The sequence below is a fragment of the Halomonas sp. BMC6 genome, assembly GCF_964204995.1.
Taxonomy (GTDB): Bacteria; Pseudomonadota; Gammaproteobacteria; order Pseudomonadales; family Halomonadaceae; genus Vreelandella.
In genome coordinates, this window is record NZ_CAXNSH010000001.1 from 3,772,657 (window position 1) to 3,797,671 (window position 25,015).

The following is a 25,015-nucleotide window of genomic DNA, read 5'->3' on the forward strand; positions in this document are numbered from 1 at the left end:
GGCGCAATCGCCCTATTCCCATAGGTATTTCTCACTGATCAGCAGGTTGCTGAACGCCGCCAGCAAGTGCAGGCGCTGAGTGTTTTTGGCCAGTCCACGATAGCGAGCCTTGCCATAACCAAAAACTTGTTTGATGTACCGAAAGGGGTGCTCCACCTTGGCACGGATACTGGCTTTGATTTTTTCGACTTTCTGTCGCCTGGCATCTAGCTGCTTGCGGGTGCCAGGCCGTTTGGCAATATACCAAGAGACATCGTTGCGGTGCTTGTGCTCGTCTCGTTTTTGAATACCAAGGTAACCGGCATCACCGAAGACGCGTTGCTCTTCACCGTGAAGGAGCTTATCGGCAGGCACAATGTCATGGACATTGGCAGCCGTGGTCTCAATGCTGTGAATCAACCCAAGCTTATCGTCGACCCCTATGTGCATTTTCATGCCAAAGTGCCAAGAGCTACCTTTTTTAGTTTGGTGCATTTGCGGATCGCGCTCGCCTTTTTTGTTTTTGGTGGAACTAGGCGCAGAAATGATAGTGGCATCGACAATGCTCCCTTCGCGCAGCATCAGGCCATTTTTCTCCAGGTGGTTGTTCACTTCCTGGAACAGCACCTTGCCAAGGCCGTGGCGTTCCAGAAAATGGCGAAACTTGAGAATCGTGGTTTCGTCCGGCAATCGGTCCAGTTTCAAACCGGCGAATTGGCGCATGGACTCGATCTCGTAGAGGGCGTCTTCCATGGCCGGATCGCTCAGGTTGTAAAACAATTGCATGCAATGGACGCGGAGCATGGCAGACAGTTGATACGGAGGCCGCCCGCTCTCGCCCTTGGGGTAATAACGGGCTACCTTCTTCTCCAACTGCGTCCAGGGGATCAGCTTGTCCATCCGCTCCAGAAAGAGTTCGCGGCGGGTCTTTCGCTTCTTGTTCTGGTACTCGGCTTCTGAGAAGGTGATTTGATCCATGGCAGCACTGAATCCTATGCAGTTGACGATAGCCGTATTATCGCTGATGGCAGTGACTTTTTCAGAGCTTCCTTAGGTAAGCAATATAGTGTTAATAAACAACTAAGAGGTTCATAACGGTGACAACGACCCACTCCAGCGCTCGCGCTTATGGTTGCAAACAGGAGAGTACATATGTCCGTTTGGCTTGTAGATCGTTGACCTGCTCGTGCACATGGGCCTTAGGTGAACGTAAACCTGCTGACTTCGCGATAAGAGATTGACGCGTTTACAGAGCAGGAACATGTCGATACGATTTCCCAGGGATATCTGGGCTATGAACGTATTGGCGGCTATGAAGAGCTTCATGAGCACCTGGGAGTTAGCGTTTCAGACCCTAATGCGACCACCTATCGCCCTGTGCTGGCAATTTTTGCCACTGCGTTACTCATCGATTTTTCTGCCAGTTGGGAGGTTCAGTGCATAATATTCACTGCACGCGTGCTAGAGTATGCCGTAGCCACAGCGATCATACCCCCGGGTCTGCAAAAGCTGCAGGGCGTAGCGAGCTTTAGCGCCATGTTTCTCAACTATGACCTGCACGCCCAGCGCCAAGTCCCCTTCAGTTACGTTTACCTTCACGCCTAGATACTTCCGAAGCTACTAATTGCTGGCCGATACGCTTATCTGGCTGGCTGCGCCACTGGCGCTATTCGTTGGCACCGTGTGACAGGTTCTGTCTTTAAAGCGATATACCTCGATAAACGTGAGCTCAAGTGCGCCTGTGTCGGCAACAGTAATACCCATTAAGCTTTGTATCGCTCACCGAAAACCTAATGATGATGGGAATGAGGCTATGGATACCGCTTGGGTAATTATCGCCTACTTTTTGCGAGGCGCTTGATCAGGATCATATTTCCCTCCGATGCTGTTCAGGTTGCGTTCAGACAAATCATCCATGATGTTATTGGGGTTATTTATTTGATTTTTCCCAAACCAACGGCCTTAACTGCTGTTGGCTCTTTGGGCGAGTTACTGAGGTGATTATGAGTAACAGTACAAGTAGTCGTTTGCTGATGTTGTGGGTGCCACTTGCTGGGTTTGTCATTTGGGCGGGATACCTGATTGGAACCGAGCACCGTCTCCACCTATTTCAGTTCTTACCTTTCCTCTTTTTGGCAGCATGCCCACTGATGCATATTTTCATGCATAAACACCACGGCGGTCATAAGGACAAAATAGACAAGGACTGAACCACTCTATATATACATGTACGCGCCTGGGAGAAAGACCATGAAAACGACACAACAAGAGCACCGCTTGGGTGTTTCCAAAAACACACTGGTGACTCGGAATTTAAAAATCAAGCCTAGTAAATCCAAACGCATTGAAGAAGCGCTGTCAGATATCGACCGACTCTATGGAATGGATAAGGTGGTCTACAACGAGAAAAACCGAAATATCAGCCTTGCTTACGATGCGCTGAGGCTCTGCATCGATGACGTTGAAAAAATTCTCAAGCTCCATGACATACAGGTCAGCGCTGATCGGTGGAACCGCTTTAAGAAGGAGTATTACCGTTTCGTCGATCAGAACGTTAAAGACAACGCTAAACAGGAACCTTGGAGCTGTCATTAATAGTCATAACGGCTACATGACACAACCAGGAGCAAGACTAGCTAGTTTAGGGTAAGAGCTGCTTGCCTGTGGCCTCGCAAAATCAGACCTTCCGTTAGTCATTTGCCATGTGGCTGCACATAGGTTCTATATTTAATTTATATAGCATCAAAAAACACCGCACAGGAGTCCTCGGCAGTTATTGCTGCTGTGGTTGCCGTTAATACAAGGAGTCGCTTTCATGGTTGGGCAGGATAGAACGCCACAATATAAAGAAAACAGTCTTTCGTTGGTCGGTGCCGTTGCATTAGGCACCGGCGTGATGATTGGGGCCGGTATTTTTGCGCTAACCGGCCAAATGGCCGAAATGACTGGTCGGCTATTTCCTCTAGCCTTTCTGGCCGCTGCCGTCATTGTCTCTTTCAGCGCTTATTCTTACGTTAAAATGTCCAATACCTTCCCATCAGCAGGTGGGATTGGCATGTATTTACAGAAAGCGTATGGCCCGACGCTTCCCACCGCCTTTCATGCCCTCCTGATGTATTTTTCCATGGTGATCGCACAGAGTTTTTTGGCGAGAACGTTTGGTTCCTACACGCTTGAGTTGTTTGACCTGGGGGATCGTTCACTATTTGTGCCCCTACTCGGGGTTGGTTTACTGCTAATAGCCTTTTTGATCAATTTATCCGCCAACCGCTTGATCGAGACCGTCGCCTCGGTGCTCGGATTTATCAAAATAGGTGGCATTATAGTGTTTGGTATTGTCGGCGTGTTTATTGCCGACTCCATCGAAATGGGTGCTGGCAACGATGCACCTACGCCTACGATAACGGGCTTTTTAGGTGCTACGGCGCTCGGCATACTGGCATTTAAAGGCTTCACGACGATTACCAATAGTGGTTCGGAGCTTAAAGATCCTAAGCGGAATCTTGGCAAAGCTATCACGATCTCGATTGCGCTATGCGTGGTGATCTATGCCCTTGTCGGTTTTGCCGTTGCCAGCAACCTATCTTTGCCTGAAATTATCGAAACCCAAGACTACTCCCTGGCCGCCGCTGCCCGTCCCGCACTGGGTGAAGCGGCAGTTGCGTTTACCGTCATTCTCGCCATGTTGGCAACGGCGGGCGGTATCATCGCCAGCGTCTTTGCCGTTTCACGCATGCTCGCCATGCTGACAGAAATGAAGCTGGTTCCTCACCGCCATTTCCACATGCCCGGCAGTGTACAAAAGCATACACTGGTGTACACCATCGTATTTGGCTTAGTGCTCACCGCTTTTTTTGACCTGAGCCGCATCGCAGCATTAGGCATCATTTTCTACCTGATCATGGATATGGCCATCCACTGGGGTGTGCTTCGTCATCTCAAGGACAGAGTGGGGGCTAATCCTGTTATTCCTAGCATTGCCATACTACTAGATGCTGTCGTGTTAATCGGCTTTTTATGGGTAAAAGCCATCTCGGACCCCATGGTGCTCATCGTTGCTGGCGTAGTAATGGCTACTCTTTTACTCGGCGAATGGATTTTCCTATCCAAACGCGACGCTTCAAACGATAGCGAGCACTCTCACACTCATTAACGTTAATAGCGTTATAGGAGGTACCAAATGGACGTTAGAACCTTTGGTGAATTGATCGATTGGACCCGTCAGTTACACGAGCATCTTGCAGCTTGCCTTGCTCATTGCGCCGATATACACGAAGAAGAGCGCGCTCGCATGTTGCTCAATTACTTAGCTGCACAGGAAGCGGAAATGCAGCGCGTTGTGGCGCGCTTTGAACAGACTGCTGACGCGAAAGCATTAAAAACCTACGTTTATGACTATTTGGAGCATAAACCTATCCGTACGCATCGTACCTGCGATGCGCCCTATTCCACGCTAAGTGTTGACGACATTTGCCGAGAGGTTTTTGATTTCCATGAACAAACGATAAACCTTTATCGAACCCTCGTTGGCAAAGCGGAAATTCCTGAGGCTAAAGAGCTCTTAGATTCCCTTTTAGCACTTGAAGAGCACGAAGCCATGCGCCTTGTTCGCCAAACGGGGAGAATGAACGATGTCTGAAGACCATAACGAGACAAAGGTGAAAGACCCTGTTTGTGGCATGGACGTTGATCCCCATACCTCCCGCCACCGTGCCGATCACACGGGTAAGACTTGGTACTTCTGCTCAGAAAAGTGTCAGGAAAAGTTTATTGCCAAGCCTGATGCGTATCTTGAGCCAAGCAAACAGTCACAAGCGTCAGTACCCTCGGGGTCTATTTATACTTGCCCGATGCACCCAGAAGTTCGACGAGAAGGCCCAGGCGACTGTCCAATCTGTGGCATGGCGCTGGAACCTGAGACCGTCTCTGCTGACACCGGCCCTTCGGACGAACTCAAGGACATGACCAGGCGTTTCTGGATCGGCCTAGTACTGACCCTCCCCGTGTTTGCCCTAGAAATGGGTGGCCACGTGTTTGGCCTTATGCATTTTATTTCCCAGCAAACCTCTAACTGGATTCAACTGCTGCTGGCAACGCCGGTAGTCGTCTGGGCAGGTTGGCCATTCTTTGTACGCGGATGGCGTTCGCTAGTGCATCGCAGCCTTAATATGTTCACGCTAATCGCGATCGGTACCGGCACCGCGTTGCTCTACAGTTTGCTGGCCACCCTCACACCGGGCATCTTTCCCGACGCCTTCCGTCAAGCCGATGGTTCGGTGGCCGTTTATTTCGAAGCAGCGGCAGTGATTGTCGTTTTAGTTTTACTGGGACAAGTATTAGAGCTACGCGCTCGTGAAAAAACCTCTGGCGCTATTCGTGCTCTGCTCGACTTGGCGCCTGCTACCGCTCGACGCCTTGATGATCAGGGCAATGAGGAAGATATCTCTCTTGACCAGGTTCAGGTAGGGGATCGTCTCCGGGTGCGCCCCGGCGATAAGGTGCCATTAGATGGCGAAGTGATGGAAGGTCGCTCCAACGTTGACGAATCCATGGTTACCGGTGAACCACTAGCGGTGAAAAAGGAAGTCGGCGATGGCGTCATTGGCGGCAGCATCAATGGTCAAGGATCCTTTGTCATGCGCGCTGACAAGGTGGGCCAGGACACGATGCTGTCGCAGATTGTGCAAATGGTCGCCAGCGCCCAGCGCAGCCGCGCACCCATTCAAGGGCTTGCCGACAAAGTCGCCAGCATCTTTGTACCCGTCGTTATTCTCATTGCTGTTGTGGCTTTCATCGCCTGGTCATTGTGGGGCCCTACCCCGCCGATGGCGTTTGGCCTTATTGCGGCGGTTAGTGTTCTGATCATTGCCTGCCCGTGCGCGCTAGGTCTTGCTACCCCCATGTCAATTATGGTCGGTGTAGGGCGCGGTGCCCAGTTAGGCGTGTTGATTCGCGATGCCGAAGCTCTTGAACGTCTAGAGAAGGTCGACACCGTCGTCGTCGACAAAACCGGCACGCTTACCGAAGGCAAACCACGAGTGACCGAGTTGATTCTCACTGAAGGCATTGCTGAATCGGAGCTTTTGCGCTTGGCAGCTAGTCTTGAGCGAGGCAGCGAGCACCCCTTGGCCCATGCAATAGTCGAAAAGGCTAAAGAGGCAGAGGTAAAATTAACAGAAGCGTTGGACTTCGAGGCTCCCAATGGCATGGGCGTTATAGGCCAGATAGATGGCAAGCGTATTGCCCTGGGCAACCGGCTATTGATGGAAAGCGAGGGCGTTAACACCCAGTCTCAAGACACACATGCCGATCAATTGCGCAGCGACGGTGCTACTGTCATCTTTGCGAGCATCGACGGGAATTTAGCTGGGCTGCTCGCCATTGCCGATCCGGTCAAGGAAACCACCGAAGAAGCCATTCGTTCACTCCAGGCTGACGGCATTCGAGTGGTGATGCTGACAGGCGATAATCGCACCTCCGCCAACGCTGTGGCACGTCGGCTAGGCATTGATGAGGTCGAAGCTGAAGTGCTTCCAGAGGATAAAGGCCGAGTGATTCAGCGTCTCCGTGATGAAGGGCGCATTGTTGTCATGGCCGGCGACGGCGTGAACGATGCACCTGCGCTGGCTACAGCGGATGTCGGCATTGCCATGGGAACCGGCACCGATGTGGCGATAGAAAGCGCTGGGGTTACTCTACTGCGAGGAGATCTTACCGGTATTGCCACGGCGCATAAGCTCTCAAAAGCCACCATGCGTAATATTCGCCAAAATCTCTTTTTTGCCTTTGCTTACAACGCGGCAGGCATCCCCATTGCCGCAGGGATTTTGTACCCCTTCACAGGTATGCTGTTATCACCGATTATCGCGGCGGCGGCGATGTCACTCTCTTCAGTGAGCGTGATTGGCAATGCTTTACGACTTAGGATGATTGCTATTAAGTAACAATATCTGGTTCTTCGTCACTTCACGTGGATTTGGCCTGATCGAATAGGCGGCCCACCGGGCTGCCAATCAGGTAGATCATGGCGATAAAGTTGGCCTCGTTCCGGTAGCCACGTGCTCGTGACCGAGCCGCTTGGAACAGACCATTCATTCCTTCCAGTCTTGCGTTCGTCAGTCCCGAGAGCCAGCGTCTGACCACCGCGTCGGCGTGCCGCTCAAGCGTCGCCAGGGCTTTCCCCATCGGCTTCAGCAGTGGCTTTTCAGACACCGCCGCCTGCATGACCTTGAGGTAGTTCGTGATGCGCCACCGAGCCGCTCTGGGCGTTGGAGCCTTCTGGATCCAGCGTAGCTTCTCCTTGATCACCCAGGCATCGGCCGTGGCGCTCTGATCGGCCACCAACTCCTGGAGCGCCGAAAGCTGTTTGGGTGTCAGGTTCTTGTTATCCAGGTTCTTCAGCAGGGCCCAGCGCAGCGACTTGGGGTGCCCCTGCTCCCGGCGCTCTTTCTTGCGTACCTCGTCCAGCCGCTTGGTGAAGGTCTGTACGATATGGAACCAGTCGACCGTTACCTCGGCCTTGGGAAGGTGCTCGGTCACGCCGCTAAGGAAGGCTGGCGACATATCGCAGACGACCTCGACCACATTATTCGGGTCGCCGCCATGGGCCGCCAGGAAGGCGCTGAAAGCCTGGATGGCATCCTTGCCGCAGCCTGGGACGGCAAAGATAACCGGTTCCCGCTTGCGCTGCATGTCGAGGAACACCGGAATGCTTCCGCTAAGTTTCAGAAAGCGGGGATGCGGGACGATTGTGAACCGTACCGGGATTCCCGGAGGCTCCAAACCTTGAGAGGATGGAGCCATGAGCAAATCAAATCGATATTCCCCTGAAGTTCGCCAGCGGGCGGTACGTATGGTCTTCGACCACGAGGCCGATTATTCCTCCCAGTGGGCAGCCCTCGGTGCCATCGCCCCAAAAATCGGCTGTACGCCTGAAACACTGCGCAGTTGGGTCCGACAGGCCGAGCGTGACACAGGGCGTCGGGAAGGCGCTACGACCTCCGAGCGTGAACAGATCAAAGCGCTAGAGCGTGAAAACCGAGAGTTGAAGCAAGCCAACGAGATCCTACGAAAGGCCTCTGCATATTTTGCCCAGGCGGAGCTCGACCGCCGCGGGAAGTGATGATCAACTTTATCGAAGATTACCGAGCGTTATACGGGGTCGAGCCGATCTGCCGTGTCCTGCCGATCGCCCCGTCGACGTACTATGAGCATCGTGCCCGCGCACGCGAGCCCAACCGAGCGCCTCCCCGCAATAAACGTGAGCGCTGGCTGAGGGCCGAAATTCAGCGCGTCTGGGAAGAGAACTTCGGTGTCTACGGCATCCGCAAAGTCTGGCGTCAACTACACCGAGAAGGCACTCCGGTGGCTCGCTGCACCGTCGCTCGCCTGATGCGCCAAATGGGGCTGCGCGGTGTGATACGTGGTAAGCCGGTGCGTACGACTGTATCTGACCCTAACAAGGCCTGTCCGGCGGATTTGGTCAAGCGGCAGTTTCAGCCAGCTCAGCCGAACGCACTGTGGGTATCAGATTTTACCTACGTTGCCACATGGAAGGGCTTTGTTTATGTCGCCTTCGTCATTGATGCGTTTGCTCGCCGAATCATCGGCTGGCGAGTTTCCAGTACACCTCGAACCGATATGGTGTTGGATGCGCTTGAACAGGCGCTTCATGAGCGCCCTCAGCGACCTAAAGGTGATCTTATTCACCACAGCGACCGAGGCGTTCAATACGTCTCAATTCGCTACACGGAACGTTTAGCAGATGCCGGCATTGAGCCCTCTGTCGGAAGCGTGGGCGATTCGTACGACAACGCAATGGCTGAAACCGTGATAGGGCTTTTCAAGACCGAAGTGATTCGCCGACGCGGACCATGGCGGCAACTAGAAGCGGTTGAGTTTGCAACGTTGGAGTGGGTCGACTGGTTCAATCACCGGCGGTTACTGGAGCCGATTGGCCACATCCCACCAGCAGAGCGAGAAGCCATGTATTATGAGCAACAGAGTCAGGCAAATAAGGCTGCTTGACTCAAACTAACGGGTCTCCGAGAAAACCGGTACGGTTCAATTTTACTGTCAAAGTATTCTTTTTCTTTCATGACACGACCCCAATTATTGTATTCTTTAAAAAAGGAGCGTTGTAGCGCTCCTATACGCCACTACCCCTCAAACTCTGAGCTGCTAAATTTCAACACATTGCAGTTCTCTTTGATTGTCCGCTGAAGCGCCTCATCAAAGCCATCGGTACTCGTTGCTTCAATCTCTACGGAGATCTTCACCTCTACGCCTGTGCGCAGAGTAAACTGCTCGACAATCTCATCAACGACGGTCGCAAAGTCCATTTTGGCCTTTACCGGATCAAGACTCACCGTACCGTAGAATTGCTTCTTGGCAATATGAGTAGGAGCAGCCTCTGGCCCAGCCGAACTACCGCTGCTTACTCCAGCGCCCATAGGGTGAGCTATTCCACTGCCTACCCCTACGCCTGAACCACCACCTCTTACCCTTTCATCGCTTTGGCCAGATGAATCGTCTGTGTTGCGATCAGCAATCTCTCTAGCGCGCCGCTGGGCAGCGTCGGCCACGAGCTTGTCTCGGTAGGCTTTAGCAGCCTCACGCTCGATAATGCGTGCCTCACCATCCAGCCCACCAATACTCCCTTCCCCAAAGGTAAAGCCAAGATAAGTGTCGCCCTCTTTTCCAGAGGCGTAGCCAAAGAAATCCTCCGAGGCGACACCTTGGTTCATGGCATTTTTAAATACCTGATCATTCACAAGGCGTGGCAAGTAAAGATAATGACAACTGTCTTGCCACACCTTCAGGGCGCTGACCGCGGTCACGCCATCCTTGAAATACCATTGATTGAGGATATTGCGTAAGAAGATTGGCGACCATTCGTAAATCAGCCACTCTTCTTCACGCAGTTTGTTCTCAATGGTATCTACTAAGTTCGTCGTTGTGGTCGAGACCTGAACCACTTCCCACTCCAGTGTTGGTTTACCTTTTACGAACTCCTCTACCGGCGCCATCAGCCACTTATAAGTCTCGCGGATTAACTGAGACAGCGACGAATCTGCCGAATCACGGCTTTGTTTGGCCTGCCGTAAGTGCGTCATATCGTGATTCAGAGAACCATTTTCGATGTCCTCCACAATCGATTTCCACGCTAGATAGGTACGACCTTGATCCTTCAAGCGGCTTACTACATCAAAGTCGGCTGCCAAAAAAATCAACCGGTTCCGCTTCTGGCGTGGTTGTTCACCACGGGTTTGCAAAATGTCCTGCGCCGCCAGATAAGCCTGATTACTCTCTGTGCGGCTATAAGCGGACTCTGTCGGCAACACCACCAAACGTGGCCCAATTCCGTATTCATCCGGCACATCGCTAGATTGAGTGAATACGTGGATGCCCGCAAAGTGGTGTTGACGTCCCATTAGACGGGTCGTGCGATCTTTAAGCAGTGGAATCAGTGCATCACGGTCGCTAATGTTCTGCTTGCGGCTTTCCATCTCCTTTCGGAGGTTAGGCTTCGTATCGAACCAAAAACGATCCTGCTCGGAGTAGAGGTAGTGCAACCGATCACGCAGGCGTTTGAGCACATCTTCAAAAATGCCAATTGACTGCCCCGGTTGAACAGCACCCAGCAAGATACGCTCTTGCTTGATACCTCTAGCGGCCTGGATGCTGTTGGAAGCAGCACTACCCAAAAAGATGGTGCGCGCAGCACGACGGGCTGCATGCACGCCACCAAAGAGGGCAACCTCATTATCAAGCGTTTGTGCTGCCGAACGAGGCCCATCTATCTCTCGCTCAATCACCGGCTGCCAACCTCCGGGCAGATAGTGAATGCTCTTATCTCGCACATGGCTGTCTTCTAAAGGCAGCGACCCAGGCATAATTAAAGCGTCATGATTGCCCGACTCCCACAATTTGTGGATCACGAACGCCATGTACTGCAGCACACCACGGGTGCGTTGGAATTTATCCAGTGTTGACCAATCTTCGTAAAGGCGGTCGAACACCTCGGGATGGATCGGATAAGAGCGGCAAAGTCGCTCAAAATACTCGTTGGACTGCGTCTCGTTAGGAAACTGCCCGGCGTACTGCCGGTAAAAGTCAGAAAACTGACGGCTGATGCCTTCTATTTCGGCACGCTCACCGGCATGTTCAAACAGGCGGCGGCGAACAATCTCGAATGCCTCTTCGGTAGCCACCGGCTTCCACACCGATTCTACACGACCAAAATACTTCTCAAGGGCCGTCAGCGTTTGCTGGCCCATTGTGCCGCCTACTTCGAGCTCAGACTCCGGCAACGAAGCCAGCAGGATGGCACTGGGAACCGCCTTCATCGCCTCAGTCAGCGCTTGGATGAAGCTGATATTGCTGTCGTAGGTACCTGCAGAATACGATTTTCCTAGCTCAAACTGACGAATATAAGCTAACAGCTCATCTACCAGCACTACACAGGGAGCGGCTCGCTGTAGCAAATCGACCAGCACCTGCTTACCCGGCGACGTGCCCTGCTCGTGGGATTCTTTTACCAACGCCAGGCCTTCATCACCCAGCAGCTGCCACGCCAGCTCACCCCATAGGGTCGTGACTTTTTGCCCCTGCTTTTTAACCGACTGCTGGCTCGGAGCCATGTTGATACCGTCGATAACGGCTACACGAGCATGGGGCAGCTCATGAATACGAGCCTCATCTAAAATAGGGGGAATGCCATGCAGCTTATCGGTAGAAGTCTTGCGAGATGCGAGGTGATAGACCGCCAGCATCGTGTGGGTTTTGCCACCACCGAAAGCTGTCTGCAGCTGAATAACTGGGTCGCCACCGTTGCCAGAGAGGCGCTGGGCTACCGAAATCAGAAGTAGGCGCATACCCTCGGTAATATAGGTACGTGAGAAGAATTTCTCTGCGTCTTGGTACTCCTCGGGCGCCGTACCGGTTGCTACCTGAGTGATATCCGCAGCAAACTCCGCTTGTTGGAACAAGCCTTTTTGAACATCTTTATGGGGACGGGCGATTTCACGCCAGGGCTTTAGGCTCATACTCAATGCTCCTCATCATCTAGCAAGTCCATCGCTTTGAACTTCTCAAGGATCAGCACCTGCCGTTGCTCGATGAACTCTTCAAATTTTTCCGGTTTCCATAAAGACTTTTTACGCGGTATGCAGTGCAAATCGAGAAAATCATCATCGACTGTTTTAAGCCATTGATCTAAGGATTTCGCGCCTTTATCGCCCACACTGTTTTGGTGTGCAGGCAAGAGCATGCAATTTGCTAGCTGATCAATTTCACGCTTGCTATAGCGTTGCACCATTCGTCCCGTATCGGGACTTACCTCTTTCTGTTGTTTCAGAATAGTGCGGGCAAAAATGTGATCGATTTGAGGTTCATGTTTGATGCTGGACGCCTTGTACTCAGCGCCATACCAGAGATTAAACAGCAGGTGGATATTGCCGCTGCCATACCCGCAACGGTACAGCAGCTTTTCTTCACTGATATCGAGTGTGCGCCCATTATCTCGGATGGTGTCGAAGATACTGTTAAGCTTAAAACCTTGGTCTTCTTTGATGGTGTTGATCATGCGATCAATCAAGCCATCCGGCTGACCTGAGAAGGCACCGCTCAGTAGCGCACGAATCAAGTACTTGGGCAAAAATACCGCTCGGCCCCAGCTTTCGGGGTAGTGATAATAGGTATACACCAGCGGAATCAATGCATTGTAAGACACCATCGCCTTGCCAGAACGTATATAAGTTTTCTTGACTACCTCATCCTTAACGAACCGCAGCGCCTTTTCAATATCCGTCCAACGCTCGCTGATGGACTTTCTGACATCCTCTCTGCGTAGTTTATCAACATCGTATTTGGCACCGTAGCCAAGCAGAGTTGTGCTCAGTTTGATCATGAAGTCACGCGTGAATTGGAAGCGGTCGTTGTCGTTAATATCTTCTAAGAAGTCTTCCAGCTCAATATCCGCATCTGACCATTCCGTTGTCAGCAAGGTGAACATCAGATCAGACTTGCTGAGTTTGGTACCGCCAGAGTTAGCACGAATAAACACCTCAACGACGTCTTCAAACGACATGCCGTTATCTTCGTAGGTGTTATCCAGTTCCTGATAGAGCAGGCTGCCTTCGTTGCTGAATTCGCGAGAAACCCTCTCAATGTTAATCGAAGCCTGATCCTTCTCAGCTGACGACAACTTAACGTCGTGTAACTTCATCAGCCTTGGAAGTATTTGAGATGGCAAATCATTGGTGAATACCAAATTAGCCACCGACACCCAAGGCCAGCCTGAGTCTTTGGAATTCATAAAACTGAAGCGATAACGCACGTCATCTGTAGGGCTGGCATCACCGCTGAGAATATCAAAGTGCAACTCACGGCCATCGATGCTGCCGCGCAGGCCCAGATAAAGGCTTTGTAGACGCTGCTGACCATCCAGCACCAGGCGCTTGGTGCATTTGTGATTGTTCTGATAGTGCGACTTTAGACTAACCTTCGCATCGTTGTAGCTCTGGATGAAGGCACGGTGCTTAATATCATCACGTGTTTTCCAGATCAACATTGATGACAGGGGGTACTGACGCATGATTGAGTCAAACAGCCGTTCAATCTGCTCTTCTTCCCATACGAATTCCCGTTGGATATTAGGCAGCCAAAGCCCGCCACCGTCAGCTTCCGGGTTATTAATATCCTGAACCATCGCCTTGATTGATTTACTCGGCATCGTGCTCTGTCCTTAACCTTGCTATTCGATAATTATTTCCGTTCAGGATCTTCGTCAGAACCCAAGCCCGCCTTGCTCACCCGCATGTCCCGATTCATGTGACGCCGCCACGATGGCATGCCAGGAGCCAATTAGCTCGTTGTAGGCGCGTGCTTCCTCGGCCCACTTCCTGCGCTCGCAGAGAGTGTAGAGGTGGTACGACAGCTGACGGATCGCCTCGCCCTTCTCCGGCATCTTGGCCAGCAGCTCACCGGCAGCGGATTCGCCATGGTTCTGCAGGCGGCGGATCATCTGATGGCAGGCTTCCCACACCGGCGTGCGCTTGTCGGTGGTCGGGTTCCATTCAGATTGGTACTCGCCCCACTTAAGCAGGCGCACCTTGCCGCTACCGGATTCGATAACACCGGCTTCCTTTAAGCCAGCCTCACTGGTGCCCTTGGCCCGTGCAAGCGTATCCGCTTCACCGAAAGGTCCAGCGCTCCAGGCGTACTGGTCGAACCAGCTGGCACAGAACTGAGTATCGGCATCGAAGTTGCCGGAATCGGGGCTTAAGAACTCGGTAATTGCACGGTTGATCAGCACCAGGGCATCGTGGACACTCATTTTTGAGCCATCCTGGTTCAGCACTGCTTCGTACTTGGAATAGATTGCCATACCTGGGCCGATCGCCGCCTGGGCTAGATCCACCGGTGCAATTGGCGCCTGGCCGGTAACGCCGCCGATCATTGTTTCCAAGGCTTCGGGCATTTCCTCGCGAAGCTGACGTTGAAAGTCGCGGCGAGAAATGGTCTCAGCGGTAATTAAGCGTTTGCGGCAGACAAGCACGATTGAGGACGCAAGGGCGTTGGTGCCTGAACCGATCATCCGGTTAGCCATTTCAGTGCGCATGGGCCAGGTGCCGTCAATTGAAAAGCCGGCTTGTATAACTGCCTCAAGAAAGGTGACCCAGCCGGTACTGGTGGTGCTGCCGTCTTTGGTTTCAGACTGCTTAAAAGCATAGTAAATAGAAACTGGAAAAGCTGGATGAGCCTGCTCTGCCAGGTTATGAATAGCTCGTGTCATGCCATCCATAAAGAAGGCATCGGCTTTTTCTTTGTTCCCATGCCGGTAAGGCGTGGCAACCAGCTCCTCTGCCTTGGGGACAGCCATCGTTCCAAACAGCGAAGGATAAATACTTCGCAAGGAGCGGCGCATCCATACATAGAAAAAATCTGATAAGTCGGCATAGCCAATGTTGTCGTAATAAGGAGGATCAGTCGAAATAACCTTATTGACACTCAAGTTTTGCGAAGCTGCATCTAGTTGTTGCGCACTACTTCCGATAAAAGCAGGCAGCTTATAAACTACTTTTAGAAGACTGCTTAGGCTTACTAAAAAGCCACCTGCAGCTTTTCCAAAAGGGTTATTTTCACCGAAATCCCAAAGCATAGGTATAGCTTGTTTCGTAAACAAGTGACGCACTTGGGTCTTGGAAGACTCCCAACTACAAAGTGAGTTAAGTATGTCTGCTAGTCTACTGACACCAAAACCTAAATATACTCCTACTGCATCCCCATAAGCAGTCGGCCCTGAACCTCCTTTTGCAAGCCCCTGATTGTCATCCGCAATTCCGGCTGCTCTGGCATCGGCAATAGCTTTTATTCGGGCTTCCTGTGCCAAGTCAGAAAAGGTGTTTAATGCTACTAATTGGCGAGAAGTAAACAGGTCTCCAAAAGTGTTAAGCCCATAGTTAGGTGTTTTGAAATCTCGTGGGTTCACTGGCAAAGCATGTTCTGGCTTCCACTCAGGTTGAGCTATTCGAGCCATCTGCACCATTTCTTCAGTCGGTGAGAGGTAAACTCTACCTCGGGCTCCCTCTGCAACAACTGCCATCAGTCGTTCGCCCATACGACCAGCTTTACCCTCTGCCCTGACGTACTTAAATGGCATAGCGGTTTGCGACATGATGCAAGTAGCACCGGTGCGCTTTACCGTCCCTTCAATTGCTTCGTCGGGTTGCTGCCCCATTCTGACTTCAAAGCGATAGTTGTCACCCTCAATAACAGGCTCGACCCAAACTTCTTTGCCCTTTTTGGAGGAAAGAACAAACGAACGCACCAAGGGAACATCGACATCATTGAACGCCGGGTTAGGGCTTTTCACCGTTCTGGCCCACAGCCAGGCAATCACCGTCAGCTTTTCACCTTCATACTGCTTCAAATCAAGTCGTTCAGCGACCATTTCCGAAGTGATCTCTACTTTAGGATAAAGGTGCCCAATCCGCTTGAAAGCTTCTTCGCGCATCCAGTGGCCATAGCGGCGCACGTCTTCTGCCAAGCCCTTGGCGCCGGACCAGTCCTCATGCATTTTTTGCTGCTTTTCGCCCTCGGGAATCGGCCCCACTGGCGGCTGACCAGCAAACTTAGGCGGTATCTCGATCATCGCTTTGTTGATCATCACCGCTACGGGATTGAGGTCCGAGGCGTAGCTCTCAAGCCCCAGCCGCTGGGCTTCTAGTGGTATCGCGCCACCACCGGCAAATGGATCGTGAAAGGCTGGCAGCTTCTCAGGGTTGAATAACTCGGTTGCCTCGGGGTGGTTGCGATTGAGATGACAAGTCTCCCGCCAGCTCTCCCAAATCGCCTCACGGGCACGATTCAACACCTCTTCGTTATTGGTGTTCTCCCACTTCACCAAGTCGCGGATGATATCGAACAGCTTCTCGCGTTTAAGCTCGGCTTCTTGCTTATTCACCCCGTAGCCTAATTCGCGCTGATAGCCGGGGTCGTTAACCAACTGGGCAAACAGCACCGCCCGAGCCGCCGCCAAGGGGCGACGTGCCCACCACAGGTGCAATGTGCTGGGGTGGCCATGGCGGATCGATTTCTCACGGGCGGCCGCAACGTTGATATCGTCCAGCGGCAACGCCACTTCGATCAGCTTTTTGGGGGATTTAATCGGGTGCATCGGTATTCCTTATCCGCTCACCCGGCACAACGTGTGCCGAATGGCAGTGACAAACGGGAGGTGTTCAATAGCAGCAAGTTCTTCATCGAGCAGCGCTTGCCACTCTTCATCAGAGAATTCGTTAACTAACGACCAAAGTTCTTCGGCAGTGTCTAAATAGCCAGCCGTCGCGGCTTTACGCATTCGGCGCAACGCACCGTGCTCAGCATCCAGGTTGAAGATGCGCAGGGTTTCTTCTGCCCTGCGCTGTTGCTCAGCATTGAGCCATTGCCGTGGATAAATCGTTCCGTCTGGAACAAATACAAAAAAATCATCGGGGTCATCAGTATCAGGTTTTAGTAGGTCAGCCGCATGGTAGTGTCCAGCGTCATGATCCTTGTGCTTACCGCAGGTATCTTGGCGGTTACACGAGCCAAAGAGGTTATCCCACTGAAACGTCACACGAGGGTCTCGACCTTTCTGAACAAAATGTTCTACATGACGCCGACCCTGCTGAAGCTCTGCCTCACAGTAGGCGCAGCGGTTTCCCTGCATGGCTTCAAGTGCCTGCCAGAGTTCAACTCGGTCGTCATGGCTTAAGTCGCGCCAGTTATCTCGGCCATGCTGGTAGTTTTTTAGGCAATCAGGCGCTTGGCCACGGGCGAGAAAATGCATTCCTAGCGCCCCTCTTCATTACGCCGAGTATGCTTACGCCGTTTAAGCGCCTGCAGCCTGATTAACCGATCACACTCCAGCATGTGTGGATGATGCTTTCCATAGTGCACTTCCAACAGCGAGCGTAACTGGTTTGCCTCATCGCTTGATTCCAAGTCTTGCTGAATCAGCGCCATGTAGTGGCTGAGCTGGCGGACAATCTCGATATTCGGTAATGGGTCGGTACCCATGATCTCTGCCAGCAAATCTGAGCTTGCGACCCCTTGAGTCTGACGAGTCACCGGATGAACCACGATGCGTTGCTGGTCACGTTCCTCATCCAACTCCGACACCAGGATTCGAATGCATTCAGCCGGAATGGTACTAAGCACCTGAGGGCTGTGCGTAGTGACGATGAATTGCACTTGTGGAAAAGCCTCTTGCAGCTGCTGCAGCACCACCTGCTGCCAGCGTGGGTGCAGGTGCATATCCACTTCATCAATCATTACCACGCCTATCGTTTCCCGTGCGGCATTGACGCCCATGTGTGGGTTAAGTTTGATGCAGCGGTAAGCAATGTCCCCCACCATGGCCAATACGCTGCGAATGCCGTCGCTGAGCTGTTCGACATCGAGAGTGCCTTGATCCTCATGGTGCAGAATCAGCGATTTCTCGCGGCTGATGCTGTATTCCAGCGTATGCCAGCCGGTGATGGGCTTTAAAAAGGTATCGATCGCCTGCTGAACCACACGGATGCGGCCCTGTGCTGCGCTCAGCTCCTCGTCGTTGGCACGACCTTCCATCTTGTTGATCTGCTGCTCTCGCAGGCTCTCATAGGCCCAGATAAACCACTCTTTGAAGTGCTTGTAAGAAGAAGCTGGGTCAAGGCAGTTCACATAGCCAAAGGTTCGAATATAAAAATCAGGATCCTGCGTATCATCTTTCCCTTTTGGCTTTTCAATCAGACGCTTTTGCGCCCAGAGCCTTCCTGTACCGTAGTAACCAAAAACTGGCAGGTCCAGCGTAGGTTTGTCGGGGCTCCTAATCTGGGCTTGAACGGCAGAGCTCCAGTTTTTCATCTTACTGGTATCGCCATCGTCTTTGGTCTTGGTCGCCTTTGCTTCACTATCACGATAGCGTACCCAGGTATCAGAGCTTCCCATACCGAAATCACCAGTGAGCGCCACTTCGGTAGGTAGCTGCCTAGCCATATCTCCATTTGGTAAACGAACCAAGCGAACATCACTAATAGCGATAGCATTGCCCGGCGGATTAAAAGCTGACCGAGCAAGATCAAAACTACTAACAAATGGCCATAGACCAATACGAATGGCATCCAGCAGTGCCGATTTACCCTGGCCGTTCTCTGCAACAAGAACCGTCAATTGTTCGTTGAGTTCCAACTCAAGGTCGGTGAAGCAGCGAAAATTCTTGATACGTAGTTGGGAGAGCTTCATTCGAGGACACCCACTGGCGCTGCTTTAGAAAGCAGCTCCTCCAGGTCATAGTTGATACTGGCCACGCCAAAGTCAGGTTCACTCGTGAAGGGCTTCTGCACGTAATAAGGCCCATCTACGCTATCGCCCTCAACAATGGCGATAGCCAGCCAGAATTTGTCGGCTTGGTTAAGGCCATAGATAATCTCGTTACGTGAAACAGTAATGGTGCTCTGCCCTTTTGCACGCCCCTTCACCTCAATATGGCGGTCAGGCAGAATCGAGCCATCCGGGTTGGCTGGCGGGCGAGCCGTTACATCCCAACCACATTTCTGGTCAGATACGTCAAACACTTGATTACCCATGGCACGCTCGGCGTCCATTACCGCCTGCATGGCAAGCTGTTCGATGCGGGCACGGGCCTGAGCATCGACGCTGAACTGGGTCTCACCTTGGCGCTGGGCCAGCAGCCCCTGCGGAATCACCAAGGCACCGCCAATCACCACTGGCGTGCTGGAGACCACCTGCTTCATGGCATCGAGCTCGCTGCGGCGCTGGTTGAGCCGCTCGGTCAATTCATCCACCCGCCTGCGCGCCATCTCTGGCTGCATGCGTGGCTGCTTTCCGGCCTTCATGTCGTCGGTGAGTTTGATATAGCGATCCGACCAATAATTAATCTCTTTAACCAGCCGCTCGTTGACGGCATTGAGCACCTTGTCGGCGTGGCGTTCGCGGCGCCCCTTCACCTCGCGGAAGTGCTCTGGCACAAGCGCCTCCACAGCGTGATTGAGCGCTAGGGCCTCTAGGTCGCCAGTGATCCAAGGCGCTTTGAGCACATCCTGCACCAGGTTGAGTTCATGATCATCAACGGGCTGCATGTCCAAATGCGGCGCCCAGCCCGCATGGATCGCTCTGCCCTGCTCGTCGATTTCCACGAACTGTAGGCGGCGTGAAACCACCCGGGGTGAGCCGTTGATCTGTTTCTCAACTTCACGCACCGAGTGATCGACCATGAACAGCACTTTAGGCTCAGTGCCGTCGTCGTTGGGGTCGACAAGCACGGCGCCCTGCTTTAGCTTGGCCCTGTGGGCCTGCAGCACCAAATCGGTCGTGGCATGCATTAGCGGGTGCATGGGGTGAATCAAGTCCGCCATTGGCTTGCCAGGCAGGCGTACATGCTCTTTCTCAAAGCAGATACGCTCATATTTTCTCAGCACTGGCGTTCTACTTTCCCCAACGATGCGATCCCGCTCACGTATGGCGGCGGGAACGTGGCGTACTTCATAGCGCCCTTGCTCTCTTGGGCGCATTTCGCCTCGCAGCCCTTGAAATGCTTCAGTGAAAAAAGCGCGGATAAAGTAGGGCTGTAGCTTGCGTGCTTCGGCCTTTTCCATCTCCTCCTTCACCGCGTAGAGCTCTTCCAGGCCCATATGCTGTTCGACGAGGGCATTCCGGCGAATGATCTCGCGCAAGTGGTCGGTATCCAACGCACCTTCAATCACCTGCTCTAACCGCGACTTCACTTCGTCGGACTCGCCATAGCGAATGGCTTCTACTAACAGGTCTTTCAGCGAAGTATTCTCAAACGCCTCACCAAGAATATCGAAGACCTTGCCACCAAGCGCGCTCTTCTCCACCTCGAGCTTGTCGAAAAGCTTCTGAAATACGGCACCTTCACGCGTCTCATTAGCCACCAGGTTCCATAGGTGGCAGACCTCAGTCTGGCCGATGCGGTGAATTCGCCCGAAGCGCTGTTCCAACCGGTTTGGGTTCCAAGGCAAATCATAATTCGCCATCAAGTTGGCATTCTGTAGGTTAACGCCCTCACCGGCGGCATCAGTGGCCACTAATACCAGCACATCCGGGTCGTTGCGGAACTGCTCTTGGGCTTTACGGCGCTCATCACGGTTAGTGCCGCCATGGATGGTGATCACCGCCTCAGGGCAGCCCAACAGGCTGCGGATGCGATCAACCAGATAGTTGAGCGTATCCTTGTGCTCGGTGAAGATGATCAGCTTTCGGCGGCTGCCGCCGGACGTGTACATCTCAGGGCTGTCTTGTAGCAGGTGCGAAAGCTCTTCCCACTTGCGGTCGTTACCAGATGCGACCAGCTGCGAGGCCTGCTCCTCTAAGTCCTGAAGAATCAGTATCTCAGCCTCCAATTCAGGCACAGTCTCCGCGGCGGTGGCCTGATCCACTACCTGTTCGGCGTAGAGCTCGTACTCCTCGGCGCTCAGTTCTTCATCTAGCTCGTCTAAATTATCTGGCAGTTCAATCTGCTTCTGTACCGCATAAGTGCCCAGGGTGGAGGCGACCTTCCCTTCATGAATAGCCTGACCACGAGCCATAAGCTTCATCTCATTTAGGCGGTCTTCCAACTTGCGACGGCGCCGCTTGAGAGACTGGTAAATCGCTTCTGGGCTGGACGCCAACCGCCGCTGCAGCTGAGTTAGCGCGAAACCTACAGTGCCCTTTCGTTTACCAGAGAGCGCATCGGCTCGGTTCATTTCGTTGCGAACGTAGTCGGTCACTTGCTCGTAGAGCGAAGCCTCTGAGTCGGAGAGGTCGTAATTAGCGGTGTAGGCGCGGCGCTCAGGGAAAAGTGGGGTGCCATCGAACTTGAGCAGCTCTTCCTTAACCCTACGCTGCATCATGTCGGAAACATCGACCTTGTGGGCACCTTCGCGGAACTTGCCGTAGAAGCGGTCGCTATCAATCAGCGATAGCCAAATCTGGAAGTCTTCTTCCTTGCCATTATGCGGGGTGGCCGTCATCAACAAAAAGTGGCGGGTAATCGAGCCTAGCAGCTCACCGAGTTGGAAGCGCTTGGTCTTGTTGATCTTATTGCCGAAGTAGTTGGCCGATAGCTTGTGGGCCTCATCGACAATTATCAGATCCCACTCCGTATTGGCGAGCTTCTGTTGATAAAGCTCGTTGCGCGAGAGCTGGTCCAAGCGGCAGATCAGTTGGTTTTGCTCATCGAAATAGTTACCAGAAGCGCACTGCTCCTGTTTCTCGCGGCTAAAGATTTCGAACTGCACGCCAAATTTCTCTAGCAGCTCATCCTGCCATTGGTCGGTCAGCCCGCCGGGCGACACGATGAGGATGCGCTTAGCATCGGCACGCATCAGCAGCTCGCGAATCAACAGGCCCGCCATGATGGTTTTACCAGCACCGGGATCATCAGCCAGTACAAAACGTAGCGGCTGACGAGGTAGCATAGCCTCGTAGACAGCAGATATTTGGTGGGGTAAAGGCTCCACGTTGGAGGTATGCACCGCCATCATGGGATCAAACAGCGCAGCCTGGCTGATGCGGTAGGCCTCTAGGCCCAGCTTGAAGTCAGCGCCTGGGGCGTCAAAGGCCCAAGGACGCCCAGCCTGGGCCAGCGAGAGGTTGGGCTCGTTGTCACGAAACAGCATCTGCTCATGAACCGCGCCCTGGCTATCCTTGTAGTAAATGGTCAGCGCATCGGCGCCCACTGGCACCACGGCTACAACTCGTACCACCTCATCAGGCTTGATGCCACGAACCTGAGCATCCTGTTTGATCTCTTCCAGCTTCAGCATGCAGCTCCCTCCGCAAGTCGGCTTTTGCCGTTTCTTCATTTATCGTCGATCTAGGCCAGCTGGAGTATTGCCCCTACTGGGCTAATACTAACTGATACGCTGCATTTCTTCAGCGCTCCCACAGAAACTCAGCCGCTGCTCACTTAATTGCCTACAAAAATCAAAAAAAATACTGTGACAAACAAGCCGCCAAATGAGGCGGCTTTATGGGGCACATCAAGGTTGCAGCGACACAATCAGATCAATCTGCTTAGCGGTTTGGCTCATCATACAAAGCTTATAATTTAATTCACCACCTGGGGCGTAATCTGTCACGCCTTCAAGCTGGCACCAGCTCTCTCGAAAATTGAGCCACGCTCGCTGACCAGCAAGCAGTGCTGACTGCTGATCTTGCGAAAAGCTTCCACGTAGCTGTTGGTACTCGCGATTAAGCACCACATCCTGCCTTTCAAGCTCGCCTTCTACGCAGTTATCTAGCTGAGAGTTTCTAAAAGCACTATCATCAATATTGCCTAAGCACGCATAGTACTGGTCTGAATACGCTGTTTCTGCGGCAACAGGCAACGACACTAATGCAGTAACACATGCCCCAACAATCAACGCCGCCTTGATAGCTGTCTGACTCTTCATTTACTGCTCCGCTTCATGATCAATATAAAGTGAATGGGTAGCACCATAGTCTCATCATTCTTAGATATATCCCATCTCAGCAAGTGATTTGCACCCATCGCTTCCCACTACCACATGATCAATCACCCGTATATCCATCAAGCCAAGCGCTTCTTTGAGGCGTTCAGTAATACGCCGATCCGCATCGCTAGGCTCAGGATCACCGCTGGGGTGGTTATGTACCAGAATGACAGCGGCGGCGTTGTAAGCGAGTGCCGCTTTTAGTACCTCTCGTGGGTACACGCTGGCAGAATCAATTGTGCCGCGAAACAGCTCTTCAAAGCGGATGACACGGTGTTGGCTATCGAGGAATAGAACGCTGAAGACCTCGTACTCATAGTCCTGAAGCAGGAGCTGCAGGTGCTCAAACGCTTGCGAGGGCTTGGATATCTTGCGGCCTTTGGCGAGCTTGCGGCGTGCGAAACGCTTGGCCATCGTAATGATGTCAGTTTCCGTGACCGGCGAAGTGACTAAGTAGGTGCCTGCCACTTCACCGGCTTTGAGTTTGCTATGGGGCATGATGACCTCCAAAAAAATAAAGATGCCGGGGTGGTGGCCCCGGCATCTATGTCGTTAATTGTGGATGTGTATTGTGGTTCAGTGGGCAAGTCACGCGGCCATCACTTGGCTGATGCGTCGCTCCATCTCTTCATGAAAGGCATCAACCCGCTCGGCAATCGTGCGGATCAGAGCCTCGTCTCGGTAAGCGCGTTTCACAAACAGCGGCATTCCGGGCCAATAGCTCACAAAGTCGATCCATTCCCGTTCACTGACCCATAGCCCACCTTGGCATTGGGGCACGTGTTCGTCGGGTATTTCCCCGCTGAGCAGCACCTCAATTTGGAACTTAGGCAGCTTGGTTTTGATCTCCAGCAGGCCGTTTCTGCCGATCAAGCTATCCGGTCCACGTCGTAGTTGAGGATCAGGCCCACTTCTTGGGGTTTCGGTGCGCCGGTCATATCGCGATACAGCGAGCGGGCGACGCTCTCTAGCTCCTGCCCTCGCTTGGTGTGGGCATTGCCTTGAAACGGCTCGGCCAGCTCTCCGGTCATACGCTCACCGATCAACTGGTGCATATAGGTTATGGCTCCGGTACCCAACCCGCCGGGACCTTTGCCATTTACCAGCAATGCCTTGAGTTCTGACATGGTGACGCGCCCAAGACGCGCCGCCAGCCACTCCGGCGAGCCTTGTGGCATGGTGAGTATCTTCATAACGCCTCCTTTAGGCGATGAGTGGTCGGGCTGAGCCGCTATTTCACGGCTCGTTTGGTGAGGGATGCGCGGAGTTTGTCGAAATCTGCCTGAGGCACCTGAACCGCAGCGCCGTATTTGCCGCTGAACCACTCTTGCGTTGTGGCTGGGCATTGGCTGATCAAACGCTGAATCTGCCCCGCCTGAAAGGCCGTAACCCTCTTTACAGCTGCTCGTGTGCTGGTCTGGCCATTATCGTCTTGCCCGCGTGTGGTGATATTGAGCAAGGCGCAGAGTACGTAGCGCTTGCCGTAGCTGGTAGACGATCCAAAGGCCTGAACGGCATTCTTGTTACCGCTCATATCCGCAGGCAATAGCATGCTGGTCTCTTCCCGATGGCCGTCCTTGTGCATCAGCACGCCCGTTACTTGGATACCGCGTTCCTGGGTCTGAATACGGAAGCTCACTGCGAAGCCGTGTTTTTGCAGGATGGGCCGCACAGTATCGACGATATCCTCCAGCGTGGCGTAGCAACCGTTGTTGGTTTGGCCGCGCTCTTCAATGCTGGGCAACTCGGTCTGCATCGCTGCCATAGCAGCGCTGTAGGCCATCATGGCCTGGCGGTCCATCACGCGCTCCTGCATTTGCAGCAGGCGCTCCATCTTGTCGATATCAACGTCTGGGTTAAGAGCAGCACGTTCGATTACCTGGATGATCGCGGTGCTATCAGCTGTAGGATGCGCTTCTAGCGCCGCTGAGCTTGGGGAATGTTGAGCGTTGGCGTCTGCTGGAATGGAAGGTACTGGGCCTTTTTGGGGAGACGCATTTACTACATGAGTACGCTGTGCCATGGGG

17 protein-coding genes, 1 pseudogene and 1 other annotated feature are annotated in these 25,015 nt (G+C 53.0%); of the genes and pseudogenes, 6 read left to right on the top strand and 12 right to left on the bottom strand.

Going from position 1 to position 25,015, the window contains the following annotated elements; all coding sequences use genetic code 11:
• Positions 1-12 precede the first annotated feature (12 nt).
• Complete coding sequence (locus tag AB6K10_RS18175; protein WP_101147219.1) at positions 13-957, bottom strand: IS5 family transposase; 945 nt, start codon at positions 955-957, stop codon at positions 13-15.
• 1,055 nt (positions 958-2,012) lie between these two features.
• Here AB6K10_RS18175 and AB6K10_RS18180 point away from each other — a divergent pair.
• The 5 genes from AB6K10_RS18180 (at position 2,013) to AB6K10_RS18200 (ending at position 6,923) form a co-directional block, all read left to right on the top strand.
• Positions 2,013-2,189: a DUF2933 domain-containing protein gene (locus AB6K10_RS18180; protein ID WP_008958470.1), complete on the top strand. Its 177-nt coding sequence runs from the start codon at positions 2,013-2,015 to the stop codon at positions 2,187-2,189.
• Between the two features lie 40 nt (positions 2,190-2,229).
• A complete protein-coding gene (locus AB6K10_RS18185) occupies positions 2,230-2,574 on the top strand; it encodes a hypothetical protein (RefSeq protein ID WP_022522184.1) in 345 nt (114 codons plus the stop codon).
• Between the two features lie 220 nt (positions 2,575-2,794).
• The gene (locus AB6K10_RS18190) at positions 2,795-4,132 is read left to right on the top strand and encodes an APC family permease (protein WP_008958468.1); all 1,338 of its coding nucleotides are present in this window, start codon (positions 2,795-2,797) and stop codon (positions 4,130-4,132) included.
• A gap of 27 nt (positions 4,133-4,159) precedes the next feature.
• Positions 4,160-4,618, top strand: coding sequence for a hypothetical protein (locus AB6K10_RS18195; protein WP_008958467.1), 459 nt, complete (start codon positions 4,160-4,162; stop codon positions 4,616-4,618).
• A complete protein-coding gene (locus tag AB6K10_RS18200; protein WP_339119522.1) occupies positions 4,611-6,923 on the top strand; it encodes a heavy metal translocating P-type ATPase in 2,313 nt (770 codons plus the stop codon). Before AB6K10_RS18195 ends, AB6K10_RS18200 begins: the two co-directional genes overlap by 8 nt.
• Before the next feature lie 22 nt (positions 6,924-6,945).
• Here AB6K10_RS18200 and AB6K10_RS18205 read toward each other — a convergent pair whose 3' ends face one another.
• Positions 6,946-7,782 carry a transposase gene (locus AB6K10_RS18205; RefSeq protein ID WP_339119523.1) on the bottom strand — a complete coding sequence of 279 codons (837 nt, stop codon included), beginning with the start codon at positions 7,780-7,782 and terminating at the stop codon, positions 6,946-6,948.
• On the opposite strand from AB6K10_RS18205, the gene AB6K10_RS18210 reads away from it, so the two are divergent.
• Positions 7,781-9,006 (top strand): IS3 family transposase gene (locus AB6K10_RS18210; protein ID WP_339118477.1). Its coding sequence is split into 2 segments (ribosomal slippage): positions 7,781-8,066 and positions 8,066-9,006, totalling 1,227 coding nucleotides; the frame shifts between segments, so codons are not numbered across the junction. The two genes, AB6K10_RS18205 and AB6K10_RS18210, sit on opposite strands and share 2 nt — an antisense overlap.
• Positions 8,059-8,175 (top strand) — a sequence feature (AL1L pseudoknot). (Overlaps the previous gene by 117 nt.)
• 131 nt (positions 9,007-9,137) lie before the next feature.
• Here the strand turns inward: AB6K10_RS18210 and AB6K10_RS18215 are convergent.
• The 10 genes and pseudogenes from AB6K10_RS18215 to AB6K10_RS18260 form a co-directional block, all read right to left on the bottom strand.
• Complete coding sequence (locus AB6K10_RS18215; protein ID WP_239285448.1) at positions 9,138-12,026, bottom strand: ATP-binding protein; 2,889 nt, start codon at positions 12,024-12,026, stop codon at positions 9,138-9,140.
• Positions 12,027-12,028: 2 nt separating this feature from the next.
• Positions 12,029-13,714 carry a DUF262 domain-containing protein gene (locus tag AB6K10_RS18220; protein ID WP_239285450.1) on the bottom strand — a complete coding sequence of 562 codons (1,686 nt, stop codon included), beginning with the start codon at positions 13,712-13,714 and terminating at the stop codon, positions 12,029-12,031.
• Positions 13,715-13,768: 54 nt separating this feature from the next.
• Entirely contained in the window at positions 13,769-16,660 is a 2,892-nt protein-coding gene (locus AB6K10_RS18225; protein WP_239285452.1) for a DUF1156 domain-containing protein, read from the bottom strand.
• Between the two features lie 9 nt (positions 16,661-16,669).
• A complete protein-coding gene (gene ptuB / locus AB6K10_RS18230) occupies positions 16,670-17,314 on the bottom strand; it encodes a retron Ec78 anti-phage system effector HNH endonuclease PtuB (protein WP_239285454.1) in 645 nt (214 codons plus the stop codon).
• Between the two features lie 2 nt (positions 17,315-17,316).
• Positions 17,317-18,750, bottom strand: coding sequence for an AAA family ATPase (locus AB6K10_RS18235; RefSeq protein ID WP_239285456.1), 1,434 nt, complete (start codon positions 18,748-18,750; stop codon positions 17,317-17,319).
• Positions 18,747-22,298 (bottom strand): helicase-related protein, encoded by a 3,552-nt coding sequence (locus AB6K10_RS18240; protein ID WP_239285458.1) that lies wholly within the window; start codon positions 22,296-22,298, stop codon positions 18,747-18,749. The genes AB6K10_RS18235 and AB6K10_RS18240 overlap by 4 nt, the downstream gene beginning before the upstream one ends.
• A 216-nt stretch (positions 22,299-22,514) precedes the next feature.
• Positions 22,515-22,928 carry a lysozyme inhibitor LprI family protein gene (locus AB6K10_RS18245; RefSeq protein WP_239285460.1) on the bottom strand — a complete coding sequence of 138 codons (414 nt, stop codon included), beginning with the start codon at positions 22,926-22,928 and terminating at the stop codon, positions 22,515-22,517.
• Positions 22,929-22,988: 60 nt separating this feature from the next.
• Positions 22,989-23,486 carry a DNA repair protein RadC gene (radC, locus tag AB6K10_RS18250; RefSeq protein ID WP_239285462.1) on the bottom strand — a complete coding sequence of 166 codons (498 nt, stop codon included), beginning with the start codon at positions 23,484-23,486 and terminating at the stop codon, positions 22,989-22,991.
• A gap of 90 nt (positions 23,487-23,576) precedes the next feature.
• Positions 23,577-24,334: pseudogene (locus AB6K10_RS18255) on the bottom strand (lambda exonuclease family protein).
• On the bottom strand, positions 24,220-25,011 hold the full coding sequence (locus AB6K10_RS18260; protein WP_239285465.1) for an ERF family protein: 792 nt from the start codon (positions 25,009-25,011) through the stop codon (positions 24,220-24,222). The pseudogene AB6K10_RS18255 and the gene AB6K10_RS18260 overlap by 115 nt, the downstream one beginning before the upstream one ends.
• Positions 25,012-25,015: the final 4 nt, after the last annotated feature.